Raw genomic sequence first — 13,254 nt, 5'->3', positions numbered from 1 at the left:
TGCGGCGTATTGATCGAAAACGCCGGCCACGGCGCCGTCGAGCGCGCGCAGCCAATGGTCGAGCAGACCGGCGTCGTGGGTTACGAGAAACACGGGCAAGACGGTCATCGCTCGGTGAGGGAATTGGCTTTGGCGCGCAAGATGGGCTTGAGCAGGTAGGAAAGGATGGTCTTCTTGCCGGTCAGGATGTCGACCTCGGCCACCATGCCGGGATGATCGGCAGCTTCTGCGGGCCGAGATTGCTGGATACCGTGCGGACCCGAACCAGGAAGAAGGCGTTGCCCTTGTCGTCGGTCACGGTATCGGCGCTGATGTGCTCGAGCGTGGCCTCGAGGCCGCCGTAGGTGGCGAAGTCGTAGGCGGTGAACTTGACCAGCGCGCGCTGGCCAGGACGCAGGAAGGCGATGTCCCTGGGCAGGATGCGCGCCTCGAGCAGCAGCGCGTCGTCGGTCGGCACCACCTGCAGGAGATCCTTGCCCGGCTGCACCACGCCGCCCACGGTGTTCACCAGCAACTGCTTGACCGTGCCACGCACCGGCGAGCGGATCTCGGTCTGCTTGACCTTGTCCTCGAGCGCGAGGCTGCCTTCCGACAAGGCGCTGATCTTGGCATTGCTCTCGCTGAGCTCGGAGCGCGCCTCGTTGCGGAAGGCCAGCTCGACCTCCTGCATCTTGCGCGAGGCCTCGCCGATCGCGGCCTGCAGCCGCGGGATGTCGGCGTTGGCGCTGTCGCGCTCGCCGCGGTAGCGCGCCACGTCGCGCTCGAGCCGCAGCAGTTCGACGTCGGATACCGCACCGGTCTTGGCCAGCGGCCGCGTAAGTTCGAGTTCCTGGTTGGTCAGCTCGTAGCTGCGCGCCGCCTGGTCGCGCCGGGCGCGCACGCTGGTCAGCTCCTGGCTGCGCTGGGCCGCCTGCTGGCGGGCCACGCCGAGGGTCGCCTCGAGCTCGGCCCGGCGCGACTGGTACAGCGTGCGCTCCTGCTCGGCCAGTTCCGGCGCCTCCTTGAGCACTTCGGGCGGCGCGATGAATTCGGTGCCGTCGGCGAGCGCCTTCAGCCGCGCGGCCTTGGCCTGCAGGGCCAGATCCTGCGCACGGTTCTCGCGCAGCGAGGAGACCATGCGCGTCGGGTCGACCTTGAGCAGCAACTGGCCGACCTCGACCGACTGGCCTTCGCGCACCAGGATCTGCGACACGATGCCGCCATCCATGCTCTGCAGCACCTGGACCTGACGCGACGGGATCACCTTGCCCTCGCCGCGCGTCACCTCGTCGATCGGCGCGAAACCGGCCCACACCAGCAGGACGGCGAAGGCCGCCACGCTGAGCCAGACCAGCGCGCGCGCGCCGCGCGGCGTCTGCTCGGCGATGGCCCAGTCGGCGTTGGCGTCGAAATCGTCGTCCTGGTCGCGCTCGTCAGGCGCGACGGCGCGCAGGCCGCGGTCGAGCAGGCGCGAGACCGGCGCGTAGAAATGCCGCCAAGGCGACAGCGGCCGCGGCTTGCCGGCATCGGCCGGCTTGCTCAGTTGCATGCCCTTGTTCGCCGGCGCGTTCATACCGCCCGTCCGATCCGGCCGTGCTGCAGCGCCTCGACCACCTGGGCCTTGGGACCGTCGGCCATCACCTGGCCGCTGTCGATCACGATCAGGCGGTCGACCAGGTCGAGCAGCGAGGTGCGGTGGGTGACCAGGATCAGCGTCTTGCCGTCGGCATACTTGCGCAACCGGGTCTTCAGCATCTCTTCGCTCATGTGGTCCATCGCGCTGCTCGGCTCGTCCAGCAGCAGGATCGGCGCATCGTTGAGCACCGCGCGGGCGATGCCGACCGCCTGGCGCTGGCCGCCGGACAGCGATTCGCCGCGCTCGCCGATCTGCATGTCGAAACCCTGCGGATGGCGGTCGGCGAACTCGGTCACGCCGGCGACCTCGGCTGCCGCCAGGATCTTCTGGTCGTCGGCGAAAGGCGCCCCCATCGCGATGTTTTCCTTCAGCGAGCCGTAGAACAGGTTGATGTCCTGCGGCACGAAGCCGATCGCGCGGCGCAGCTCGGCCGGATCGATCTGGCGCGCATCGATGCCGTCGATCAGCACCGCGCCCTCGGTCGGCTGGTAGAGGCCGAGCACCAGCCGCTGGACCGTCGACTTGCCCGAGCCGACCCGGCCGATGATGCCGACGCGCTCGCCGGCGCGGATCTTGAACGACACGCCCTGCAGCGCGACGTCCTCGCGGTTCGGGTAGTGGAAGGTGACGTTCTTGAACTCGATGCGGCCCTGGAAGCGGGTGCGGTGCAGGAAGGACGAATCCTCCGGCCGCTCGGTCGGCATCTTCATGTAGCCCTCGACCGAGCCGAGGCCGTTGCGCGCGCCCTGGTACTGCATCATCAGGCCGGCGACCTGGCCGAACGGGCTCATCACGCGGCCGGCCAGCATCGAGGCGGCGATGATGCCGCCCATGCTGACCTGGTGATCGAACAGCAGGTAGACGCCGACCATCACCACCACCACCGACACCGCCTGCTGCAGCGAGGTGGCGATATTGAGCGTGGCCGACGACAGCAGCTTGAGGCGCGAGCCGGTCTGGGCCAGGAAGACGGTGGCGCGCTCCCATTTCTGCTGGATGCTGCCCTCGGCCACCATGAACTTGATGGTCTCGAGCCCGACCAGGCTCTCCACCAGCGTCGCGTTGCGCTGGGCCGAGGCGCGTTGGGTGACGTCGACCAGCTCGTGCATCTTCTGCTGCGCCACCATCGCGGTGACCAGCAGCAGCACGATGCCGACCAGCGGCGGCACGATCAGCCAGGGCGAAATCCAGACCAGGACCAGCAGGAAGATCAGCACGAAGGGTAGATCGACCAGCGCGGTGATGGTGGCCGAGGCGATGAAGTCGCGCACCGACTCGAAGGCGCGCAGATTGGCCGCGAAGGAACCGACCGAGGCCGGCCGGTCGGCCAGCCGCAGGCCGAGCACGCGTTCCATGATGCGGGCCGACAGCGTCACGTCGATGCGCTTGCCGGCGGTGTCGAGGATGAAGGCGCGCACGATGCGCAGCGCGAGGTCGAAGCCCATCATCAGGAGCACGCCGAGCGCCAGCACCCACAGCGTTTCCTCGGCGCGGTTGGGCACCACCCGGTCGTACACGTTCATCGAGAACAGCGGCGTGGCGAGCGCGAACAGGTTGATCAGCAGCGCGGCCAGCAGGCTGTCGCGGTAGAGCCGCCAGTTCTGGAACACCACGCTCCAGAACCAGTGCCGGCTGCGTACCGGCCCGGTCTCGGGCGTGCGGGCGTCGAAGTGGAACAGCGGCCGGACGTAGAACACCACGCCGGTATAGAGCGCATCGAGCTCCTCGCGGCTCAGCACGTCGGCCGATTCGCCGCCCTCGGGGTAGCGCACGCGCGCCTCGCCGGTGGGCAGCCATTCGAGCAGGATGCAGGCGAGCTTGCCCTTGAGCAGCAGGATGGCCGGCAACAGGCCCGGACGGATATCGTCGAGCGGCCGGCTCACCACCCGCGCGGTCAGGCCGGCCCGGGCGGCAGCGCGCGGCAGCAGCGCCGGGGTGAGCTGGTTGTTCTCGAGCGGCAGGCCGGCGGACAGCGATTCGTGGGTGGTGGTGATGCCGAAGATGCGGGCGATCATCACCACGCAGTCGAGCAGAGGGTCGTAACGCGTCGAATGCTCGCCCACATGCCAGGCGAAGGAATCTTCAATCTCGGATTCGCTCAGGGTGGAGGACGACATAAGCGGCGATGGACTTTCCTTGCGGGTTGAATTCGAGTAGCCGACGGGTCTGGCAACACATGCCGATCGGGCAATGAACCCGTCCTCCTCCGTTCATCATGACTATCTAATGTTATTCATCATGACTGTTTAATTCTGGCCGCATCCGCCCGAATGGGCGTCAGGTATTGCGACACTTGCACAGGCAAGCTTAATCGGACAATTGCCGCTCCGCAAAGCCTGCTGGTAACCGTAACCGGTATCAAATCAGGCGGTTCTCACTTATCCACATGCAGGCAAAATCATTCAAAGAATCAGTTCATCGTTGCCGAGCAGGTTAAGCGCCCCCTGCAGCTTGTTGCGCATGCCTTTGCGTGCCATCAGCTTGCGCTGGGCCGCGGCGGGAAGATCGGTCAACTTTATGACATTGTTCTCAATCAAAGTATCAATGACATCTTCGATCACCCGCACGAAATCGGCGTCGAGTACGTTGAATCCGCCGTGACTTTCGTCGACACCGAGAAATCGCAGCACGTCCGGATGCCCGTCCTCGACCACCTCATCGCCGGGACGAGCCTGCCTCGATACGGAAAGGACCCGGCCATTTGCATCCCGTTCCACGTACAACATTGTCTGTCCCTCCCATTTTCGGCCTGGCGGCCGGCGGATGCCGGCCACCTTGCACCGTTCAAATATTCCAATTCGTTTCAGTTCAGTCGCTTACGCAATTCCGATCGATATCGGTCCATCCACCCTCACGTTAGCCAATCGATCGGTGCCGTGCCAATTCGCACCAGCCGGCGGCGACGCAAGGTAAATATTCCAGGCCGGCGGCGCTTATTTGAAGTCGCGGCTTTCGACCAGCAATTCGCCCAATAACGCCGACTTATCCACCAAGCGCTTGGCCAGCAGATGCACCACCGCGCCGTCGCGCTGCACCACACCATAGACCGCCAGCAGCCGCGCACCCAGCAATTCCTTGCGCTGGCGCTCGGCCAGGTCGCTCCAGACCACCACGTTGACGCAGCCGGTCTCGTCCTCGAGCGTGACGAAGGTGGTCCCCTTGGCGGTACCCGGCCGCTGCCGCGTGGTCACGATGCCGCAGGCCCTGGCCGGCTGCCGGTCCTGACAGGCCAGGATCTCGCCGGCCGACAGCAGCCGCTCGCGCCGCAGGCCGGCGCGCAGCAGGCTGACCGGGTGGGCGCGCAGGCTGAGCCCCACGCTGCGGTAATCGCCGGCGATCTCCTCGCCCAGGCGTGGCACCGGCAGGTCGGCCGGCGCGAGGTCCTCGTCGAGGCCGGCCGTCAGGTCGGCCGCGCCGCCGAGTCCGCCGGCCAGCCAGCGCGCCTGGCGCCGATGGCCGGTCAGCGCGGCGAGGCCGTCGGCCTCGGCCAGCGCGCCGAGGCTGCGCCGGTCGAGCGCGGCCAGCCGCTGCAGTTGGCCCAGGGCCGCATAGCCGCCCGCCGGCCGGGCCGCGGCGATCCGCCCGCCGGCCTCCGCGCTCAGGCCCTGTACCAGCCGCAGGCCAAGCCGCAGCGCCGGCCCGTGCTCGCCCGCCTCGAGCGAGCAGTCCCAGCCGCTGTGCTGCACGTCGACCGGCCTCACCTCGACGCCGTGGCGCGCGGCGTCCTGCACCAGCTGGGCCGGCGAATAGAAGCCCATCGGCTGGCTGTTGAGCAGCGCGCAGGTGAAGGCCGCCGGCTCGTAGCGCTTGAGCCAGGCCGAGACGTAGACCAGCAGCGCGAAGCTGGCGGCATGCGACTCGGGGAAGCCGTATTCGGAAAAGCCCTCGATCTGCGCCAGGATGCGCTCGATGTAGTGCTCCTCGTAGCCGTTGCGCCGCATGCCTTCCTTGAGCTTGAGGCGGAAACGCTCGAGCGTGCCGCTCTGCCGCCACGAGGCCATCGAGCGGCGCAGCTGGTCCGACTCGCCGTGGGTGAAGTCGGCCGCGACCACCGCCAGTTCCATCACCTGCTCCTGGAAGATCGGGATGCCCAGCGTGCGCTCGAGCACGCGCCGCACCGCCGGGCTCGGGTAGTCGAACTCGCGCTGGCCCTGGCGGTAGGCTTCGCGCCGCTCGAGGTAGGGATGCACCATGCCGCCCTGGATCGGCCCCGGCCGCACCAGCGCGACCTCGACCACCAGGTCGTAGAAGTTCACCGGCTTGAGCTTGGGCAGCATGCTCATCTGGGCGCGCGATTCGATCTGGAACACGCCGAGCGTGTCGGCCCGGCAGATCATGCGGTAGACCGCCGGATCCTCCTTCGGCAGCGTCGCCATGGTCAGCTTCGGCTGCCGCCGCACCGCCGCCACCAGGTCGAAGGCGCGGCGGATGGCGCTGAGCATGCCGAGCGCCAGCACGTCGACCTTGAGCAGGCCGAGCGACTCGAGGTCGTCCTTGTCCCACTGGATCACCGTACGGTCCTTCATCGCCGCGTTCTCGATCGGCACCAGCCGCGCCAGCGGCCCGCGCGAGATGACGAAGCCGCCGACGTGCTGGCTCAGGTGGCGCGGAAAACGCAGCAGCTGGTCGGTGAGCCGCAGCAGCAGGCGCACCTGGCGGCTGCGCGGATCGAAGCCGACCTCCTCCAGCCGCTGCGGCAGCTGGTCGCGCCGATCCCACCAGGCCAGCGTCTTGTTCAGCCGGTCGATCTGGCCGTCGTCGAAACCGAGCGCGCGGCCCAGGTCGCGCAGCGTGCTGCGCGGCCGATAGGTGATCACGGTGGCGGCCAATGCGGCGCGGTCGCGGCCGTATTTGGCGTAGAGGTACTGGATCACCTCCTCGCGCCGCTCGTGCTCGAAGTCGACGTCGATGTCGGGCGGCTCGTTGCGCTCGCGCGAGAGGAAGCGCTCGAACAGCAGCGCCGACCGGCTCGGATCGACCTCGGTGATGCCGAGCGCGTAGCAGACCGCCGAGTTGGCCGCCGAGCCGCGGCCCTGGCACAGGATGCCCTGGCTGCGGGCGAAGGCGACCGCGTCCTCGACGGTGAGGAAGAAGGGCTCGTAGCGCAGCTCGGCGATCAGCGCCAGTTCCTTGCCGACCTGTTGCCGCACCGCGATCGGTACGCCGTCCGGATAGCGGCGGCGCAGGCCGGCCTCGATCAGCGCGGCCAAGTGGCGCGTCGGCGTCGAGCCGGCCGGCACCAGCTCCTCGGGGTATTCGTAGCGCAGGCTGTCGAGCGAGAAGGTGCAGCGCTCGGCGATCCGCACCGTCTCGGCCATCAGCTCGGCCGGATAGATGCGGGCCAGCGACAGGCGGCTGCGCAGGTGGCGCTCGCCGTTGGGGAACAGCGCCATGCCGCACTCGGCCACCGGCTTGCCGAGCCGGATCGCGGTCAGCACGTCCTGCAGCGCCCGCCGCGAACGCACGTGCATGTGGACGTCGCCGGCCGCCACGCAGGGCAGTCCGCACAGCGCGGCCAGCGCGCGCAGGCGAGCCAGCCGCTCGCGGTCGCCGGCATCCTGGAACAGCTCGACGGCGAGCCAGGCGCGCCCGGCGAAATGCCGGGCGAACCAGCGGCCATCGGCTTCGTCGACCGGGTCGTCGGCGATCGCGGACGGCAGCCACAGCGCGAGCAGGCGCGCGGCCGCCGCGGCCACGTCGGCGCGCGCGAGCCGGTAGCTGCCCTTGCCCGCCTGGCGGCGGCCGGTGGCGATCAGCGCCGACAGGTCGCCATACGCCTCGCGGTCCGGTGCCAGCAGCACCAGGCGCAGACCGTCGTCGAGGCGGAATTCCGCCCCACGATCAGCTGCAGCCCGGCCGCCTTGGCCGCCACGTGGGCACGCACGATGCCGGCGAGCGAGCATTCGTCGGTGATGGCCAGCGCGCGGTAGCCGCGCGCCTGCGCGCGCTCGACCAGCTCCTCGGCCTGCGAGGCGCCGCGCTGGAAGCTGAAGTTGGAGAGGCAGTGCAGCTCGGCGTAGTCCGGCAGACCGGTGGATGTCATGGCCGCTTCCTCGGCGCCGCGCACGGCATTTCAGGGATTGGACGAATGGCCTGCATCGGATGGGATGGCCGGGTGCGGTACGGCGCCAGACGGTCGATCGCGCCGAGCCGCCTCTCAGCCGAACAGGCCATGCAAGTACCACTCGCCGTCGCCGCCGCGCTGGCGATAGATCCAGTAGCGCCGGCCCGACGGCCCTTCGGCCTGGTAGTAGTCGCGCGCCACCGCCTCGCCGTCCCACCAGCCCGATTCGATGCGCTCGGCCCGGCCCAGCAGCCGCAGCGGTTCGCCGTGCCAGGGCCGCTCGTCGCGCACCGCCAGCGGCAGGGGTTCCGGCAGCAGCCAGCCCGGCCGCTCGCCGACCGGCAAGGCAGGCGAAGCCGTGCCGGCCGGCACCAGCCGCCAGGCCCGCTCGGGCCGGTGGTCGGGCTGGCAGGCCACGGTCTTGATCGCCTCTGCGCCGAGCCGGGCTGCCATCCGCGCCAGCAACAGGTCGAAATCGCCGGCGGCGCGGGTGGTGCCGAACAGATCGAGCGGCAGGCCGTCCAGCCGGTGCAGCGCGTCGACACGCAGCCGCAGCGCCTCGACCGGCGCCGGCAGCGCGAGCCGGCCCAGCCGCTCGCGCAGGATCGCCAGCATGGCGTCGGCCGAACGCGTCGGCTTGCCCAGGCCGACCAGCAGCCCGGTCGGCGGCTTGCCCTCGTGGCACAGCTCCAGCGCCAGTTGCTGCGCGCCCAGCCCGCGGCCGGCCAGGAAGCCGGCCAGTTCGGCCAGCAGGCGCTTGGCGACGAAGCCGAGCGCCTCGACCTGCTCGGTCGCCCAGTGCAGCACGATGCGGCGGTCGAACACCTCGGCCGGTACGAAGGCCTCGCGCGGATCGGGCGCAAGGCCGCGGGCGCGATCCATCTCGTCGAGCAGCCCCGGCCCGAAGCGGCGCGACAGTCCATCGCGCGGCAAGGCGGTCAACTGGCCGAAGCGGCGCAAACCCAGCGCATGCAGGCGCCGCTGCCGTTCGGCCGGCCAGGGCAGGTCGTCGAGCGGCAGCCGCGCGAGCGCCTCGGCCAGTGCGGCCGGTCGATCCACCACCGGCGCACCGCCGCGCCGCGCCAGCCAGGCCGCGGCCAGCGCAGTCGGCGCCACCGCATCCATGGCCGCCGGACCGAACGCCGCCAGCCCTTCCGCCACCAGCCGTCGCAGCCGTTCCAGCCCCTGGAAGTAGCGCAGGCAGCCGCCGATCTCGAGCAGCAGGCCGGCCGGCGGATCGAGGCAGACCGTCGGCGTGAACTGCAGCGCCCAGGCGGCCAGGCTGTCGAGTAGCGCGGCCTCCTGCTCGGGCCGGCGCCGAGTCAGCTGCAAGCCCGCCGCCAGCGCCTGGGCCGCCGACCGCAGCTGGCCGACCTGAACGCCTTCGGCCTGCGCCATGGCGTTGCAGGCGATCACCCGTTCCTGCCGCTCGATCGTCTCGACGACCGCCCAGGGCTCAGCCAGCGTAGGCGTAGGCGCGAGGTGCAGCGCGTCGAGCGGCAGGTTCGGCAGGTACAGGGCGAGCCACAGCATGATCGGCAGGACGCGCGGGCGTCGCATGGGGCAGGAACAGGGGACGGTCGGCCGGCGAGCCGCGCCGCTTGAGCACGCGTACGGTCACGCCGCCAGCCACCGAGTTCACGCTGAGCCGCAGCGGGAACGGCGAGGCGGTGGATTCCGGTACGCCTTGGCGCAGCACGAAGCCGCAAGCGCCGCCGGCTTCGGCCGCCACCAGCAGGCGGCGGCACTGGCGATCGGTCAGCGCATGGCCGAACCAGCCGACCACCGCGCCGCAGGCCGGCTCGCGCAACGCCTGCTCCATCGCCCATTGCGCATCGTTCTCGCAGGCGGGGTCGACCCAGGTCAGCCGGCCGAGGTCGACCCCGGCGGCCTGCCAGGCCGGCGCGTAGGGGATGTGCGGCGGCGCGATCAGCAGCACCTGGCGGCCGGCGCGGGTCAGCTCGGCCAGCGCGGGCAGCAGCAGCTTGAGTTCGCCGCAGCCCGCGCGCGAGGCGACCAGTTCGGTCACCGCGGCCTGCGGCCAGCCGCCGCCGGGCAGCAGCGCGGCCAGTTCGGCGTGGCGGCAGTCGACGGTGGCGGGCACGGCCTGGCTGAAGCCGTCGCCGCGCCAGATGCCGGGATGCTTGAGGACTTCGGCGAGGGCTGCCTGCATGATGCGCTCCGGTGTACGAACGTTCACCCATTATGGTGAACGGACGTTCTCTACGCAAGGTGTGGACTGCGTGTGAGGGGTGAGGGGTGAGGGTAACCCCATCCCCCTCCCAACCTCCCCTTGAAGGGGAGGGGCCGGGCAGCACCTGTTTCGAACGTTGGTGATCGTCAGCCCATCATCAAAGCCAGTCACCGCACGTACTCCCTCCCCTTCAAGGGAGGGACGGAGCGGCCGGCTTCGGATGGGATGGGGTTACCCCTCACCCCTCACCCCTCACCCCTCACTCCTCACTCCTCACTCCTCACTCCTCACTCCTCACTCCTCACTCCTCACTCCTCACTCCTCACTCCTCACTCCTCACTCCTCACTCCTCACTCCTCACTCCTCACCCACCTGCTGCGCCGCAGCATCGTTAGTTGTTGCTCCTGGGAACGCTTTATGAAATTATCCAAAGCGCTTTGGATTGATACGAACACAGCAAAACAACGGCCGGATCGCTTCGGCCATGCAGCGGGTCGCTTCCTCCATGAAGGGCCGGCCCGCCTACCCGAGTCGCAGGAGGCACGATGCAAGCCCAGGTCCAATCCGGCCAGCCCGACTGGTGGCGCGGTGGCGTCATCTACCAGATATATCCGCGCAGCTTCGCCGACAGCGACGGCGACGGCGTGGGCGACCTGCCCGGCATCACCGCCCGGCTCGACCACGTCGCCAAGCTCGGCGTCGACGCGGTCTGGCTGTCGCCGTTCTTCAAGTCGCCGATGAAGGATTTCGGCTATGACGTGTCGGACTACCGCGCGGTCGATCCGCTGTTCGGCACGCTCGACGACTTCGACGCGCTGGTCAGCCATGCCCACGGCCTGGGCCTGAAGGTGATGATCGACCTGGTGATGAGCCACTCGTCCGACCAGCACCCGTGGTTCCAGCAAAGCCGCCAGGACCGCGACAATCCGCGCGCCGACTGGTACGTCTGGGCCGACGCCAGACCGGACGGCACCCCGCCCAACAACTGGCTGTCGCTGTTCGGCGGCAGCGCCTGGCAGTGGGACAGCCGGCGCGGCCAGTACTACCTGCACAATTTCCTGACCAGCCAGCCCGACCTGAACTTCCACAATCCGGTGGTGCGCCGGCAGATGCTCGACGAGGTCGAGTTCTGGCTGCAGCGCGGCGTCGACGGGCTGCGGCTGGACGTGGTGAACTTCTATTTCCACGATGCCGAGCTGCGCGACAACCCGGCCGCGCCGCGCGGCGAGGCCCGCGCCGACGGCGTGCCGCTGAACAACCCCTATGCCTGGCAGCACCACCTGTACGACAAGACCCGGCCCGAGAACCTCGACTTCCTGCGCGAGCTGCGCGCGCTGCTCGACCGCTACCCGGGCAGCACCAGCGTCGGCGAGATCGGCTCGGACGACCCGCTCGGCACCATGGCCGAGTACACCGCGGGTGGCAGGCTGCACATGGCCTATACCTTCAACCTGCTGACGCCCGAATTCAGCGCGGCCCACGTGCGCCGCACCATCGCCGAGATGGAGGCGCGCATCGGCAGCGGCTGGCCGTGCTGGTCGATCGGCAACCACGATATCGCCCGCGTGATGACGCGCTGGGGCGGCGCGGCGGCCGACCCGGCGCTGGCCAAGGTGCTGATGGCGATGCTGCTGTCGCTGCGCGGCAGCGTGTGCATCTACCAGGGCGAGGAGCTGGCGCTGACCGAGGCCGACATCCCGTTCGAGCGGCTGCGCGACCCCTACGGCATCACCTTCTGGCCCGAATTCAAGGGCCGCGACGGCTGCCGCACGCCGATGCCGTGGCAGGCCGACGCGCCGCACGCCGGCTTCTCGGCCGCCGAGCCGTGGCTGCCGATCCCGGCCGAGCACCTGGCCCGCGCGGTCGACCGCCAGGTCGCCGACCCGGCCTCGCCGCTGCACGCCTACCGCGCCTTCCTGGCCTGGCGCAGCCGCCGGCCGGCGCTGCAGCGCGGCAGCATCGCGCTGCTCGATTCGCCCGGAGAGACGCTGCTGTGGCTGCGCGAATACGGCGGCGAACGCCTGCTGTGCGCCTTCAACCTGGCCGCTACGCCGGTCGAGCTGGCGCTGCCGGCCGGCAGCACGGGGACATTGCTGAGCGGCCATGGCTTCCAGGCCGGGCTCGACGCCGGCCGCCTCGCGCTGCCCGGCTACGGCGCGGCGTTCATCACTCTCGAAGGAGCGGAACACCATGGCTGAGGTCGTGCTGCGCGACGTGCGCAAGTTCTTCAACGACAGCGAGATCATCCGCGGCGTGGACCTGAACATCGGCGCCGGCGAATTCACCGTCTTCGTCGGCCCCTCGGGCTGCGGCAAGTCCACCCTGTTGCGCATGATCGCCGGGCTGGAGGACATCTCGGCCGGCGAGCTGCACATCGGCGGCAGCCGCGCCGATACGCTGCCGCCGGCGCGGCGCGGAGTGGCGATGGTGTTCCAGAGCTATGCGCTCTACCCGCACATGTCGGTCTACGACAACATGGCCTTCGGCCTGAAGCTGGCCAAGGAGGACGGCAACGAGGTGCGCGCCCGCGTCACCCGCGCCGCCGAGGTGCTGCAGCTGGGCCACCTGCTGCAGCGCAAGCCGCGCGAGCTGTCGGGCGGCCAGCGCCAGCGCGTGGCGATCGGCCGCGCCATCGTGCGCAAGCCGCGGGTGTTCCTGTTCGACGAGCCCCTGTCCAACCTCGACGCGGCGCTTCGGGTGCAGATGCGGATCGAGCTGGCCAACCTGCACAAGCAGCTCGGCACCACCATGATCTACGTGACCCACGACCAGGTCGAGGCGATGACGCTGGCCGACAAGATCGTGGTGCTCAACCGCGGCCAGGTCGAGCAGGTCGGCGCGCCGCTCGAGCTCTACAACCGGCCGCGCAACCTGTTCGTGGCCGGCTTCCTCGGCTCGCCCAAGATGAATTTCATCGACGGCCGGCTCGACCGCATCGAAGCCGGCCTCGCGGTGGTCGACCTGCCCGGCGGCGCCACGCTGCGGCTGGCGGTCGACGCCGCCGGCGCCACGCCGGGCGACGCCGTCACCGTCGGCGTGCGGCCCGAGCATTTCGAGCCGGCGACCTCGGGCGCCAGCCTGGTCGGCACGGTCAAGGTGATCGAGCACCTGGGCGACCAGGTCTATGCCTACGTCGACGTGCCCGGCACCCGCGACGGCCTCTTGGTGGTGCGGCTGGAGCCCGAGACCGCGGTGCGCGCCGGCGACGTGCTGGCGCTGGCGATCCCGGCGGCGCAGTGCCACCTGTTCGATGCCGGCGGCACCGCGTTCGCGCGGCGCGCGGCGCTGAATTCGTAATGCCGAAGGCGATTCGCCGCCGTAGGTCGGGCTTTACGCCCGACGGCGACGCCGATTCGCAGTGCTGTCGGGCGTAAAGCCCGA

At 69.8% G+C, this 13,254-nt stretch carries 9 protein-coding genes; 2 read left to right on the top strand and 7 right to left on the bottom strand.

Annotation, left to right across the window (positions count from 1 at the left end; genetic code table 11):
• Positions 1 to 181: 181 nt before the first annotated feature.
• From H9L41_RS10000 to imuA, 7 genes are all read right to left on the bottom strand, one after another.
• Positions 182 to 1,552 carry an HlyD family type I secretion periplasmic adaptor subunit gene (locus tag H9L41_RS10000; protein WP_308419638.1) on the bottom strand — a complete coding sequence of 457 codons (1,371 nt, stop codon included), beginning with the start codon at positions 1,550 to 1,552 and terminating at the stop codon, positions 182 to 184.
• Complete coding sequence (locus H9L41_RS09995) at positions 1,549 to 3,732, bottom strand: type I secretion system permease/ATPase (protein WP_028446504.1); 2,184 nt, start codon at positions 3,730 to 3,732, stop codon at positions 1,549 to 1,551. Before H9L41_RS09995 ends, H9L41_RS10000 begins: the two co-directional genes overlap by 4 nt.
• A 285-nt stretch (positions 3,733 to 4,017) precedes the next feature.
• Positions 4,018 to 4,341, bottom strand: coding sequence for a hypothetical protein (locus H9L41_RS09990; protein WP_028446505.1), 324 nt, complete (start codon positions 4,339 to 4,341; stop codon positions 4,018 to 4,020).
• Positions 4,342 to 4,548: 207 nt separating this feature from the next.
• The gene (locus H9L41_RS09985; protein WP_308419637.1) at positions 4,549 to 7,416 is read right to left on the bottom strand and encodes an error-prone DNA polymerase; all 2,868 of its coding nucleotides are present in this window, start codon (positions 7,414 to 7,416) and stop codon (positions 4,549 to 4,551) included.
• Positions 7,368 to 7,658 carry a PHP domain-containing protein gene (locus H9L41_RS25695; protein ID WP_308419636.1) on the bottom strand — a complete coding sequence of 97 codons (291 nt, stop codon included), beginning with the start codon at positions 7,656 to 7,658 and terminating at the stop codon, positions 7,368 to 7,370. Before H9L41_RS25695 ends, H9L41_RS09985 begins: the two co-directional genes overlap by 49 nt.
• 114 nt (positions 7,659 to 7,772) lie before the next feature.
• Complete coding sequence (locus tag H9L41_RS09980; protein ID WP_028446507.1) at positions 7,773 to 9,212, bottom strand: Y-family DNA polymerase; 1,440 nt, start codon at positions 9,210 to 9,212, stop codon at positions 7,773 to 7,775.
• Positions 9,136 to 9,852 (bottom strand): translesion DNA synthesis-associated protein ImuA, encoded by a 717-nt coding sequence (gene imuA / locus H9L41_RS09975; RefSeq protein WP_051319067.1) that lies wholly within the window; start codon positions 9,850 to 9,852, stop codon positions 9,136 to 9,138. Before imuA ends, H9L41_RS09980 begins: the two co-directional genes overlap by 77 nt.
• A 566-nt stretch (positions 9,853 to 10,418) precedes the next feature.
• On the opposite strand from imuA, the gene H9L41_RS09970 reads away from it, so the two are divergent.
• Together H9L41_RS09970 and H9L41_RS09965 are read left to right on the top strand one after the other, a co-directional pair.
• Entirely contained in the window at positions 10,419 to 12,071 is a 1,653-nt protein-coding gene (locus tag H9L41_RS09970) for an alpha-glucosidase family protein (RefSeq protein ID WP_028446508.1), read from the top strand.
• Entirely contained in the window at positions 12,064 to 13,170 is a 1,107-nt protein-coding gene (locus H9L41_RS09965) for an ABC transporter ATP-binding protein (protein ID WP_028446509.1), read from the top strand. The genes H9L41_RS09970 and H9L41_RS09965 overlap by 8 nt, the downstream gene beginning before the upstream one ends.
• Positions 13,171 to 13,254: the final 84 nt, after the last annotated feature.

The sequence above is a fragment of the Chitinimonas koreensis genome (assembly GCF_014353015.1).
GTDB classification, from domain to species: domain Bacteria; phylum Pseudomonadota; class Gammaproteobacteria; order Burkholderiales; family Chitinimonadaceae; genus Chitinimonas; species Chitinimonas koreensis.
Note: the sequence above shows the minus strand (reverse complement) of the source record. Positions and strands in the feature narration are given on the sequence as shown.

Coding starts and splice junctions, on each gene's coding strand:
- imuA (WP_051319067.1), bottom strand. CDS start 9,852: ATGCAGGCAGCCCTCGCCGAAGTCCTCAAGCATCCCGGCATCTGGCGC.
- H9L41_RS09990 (WP_028446505.1), bottom strand. CDS start 4,341: ATGTTGTACGTGGAACGGGATGCAAATGGCCGGGTCCTTTCCGTATCG.
- H9L41_RS09965 (WP_028446509.1), top strand. CDS start 12,064: ATGGCTGAGGTCGTGCTGCGCGACGTGCGCAAGTTCTTCAACGACAGC.
- H9L41_RS09995 (WP_028446504.1), bottom strand. CDS start 3,732: ATGTCGTCCTCCACCCTGAGCGAATCCGAGATTGAAGATTCCTTCGCC.
- H9L41_RS09980 (WP_028446507.1), bottom strand. CDS start 9,212: ATGCTGTGGCTCGCCCTGTACCTGCCGAACCTGCCGCTCGACGCGCTG.
- H9L41_RS25695 (WP_308419636.1), bottom strand. CDS start 7,658: ATGACATCCACCGGTCTGCCGGACTACGCCGAGCTGCACTGCCTCTCC.
- H9L41_RS10000 (WP_308419638.1), bottom strand. CDS start 1,552: ATGAACGCGCCGGCGAACAAGGGCATGCAACTGAGCAAGCCGGCCGAT.
- H9L41_RS09970 (WP_028446508.1), top strand. CDS start 10,419: ATGCAAGCCCAGGTCCAATCCGGCCAGCCCGACTGGTGGCGCGGTGGC.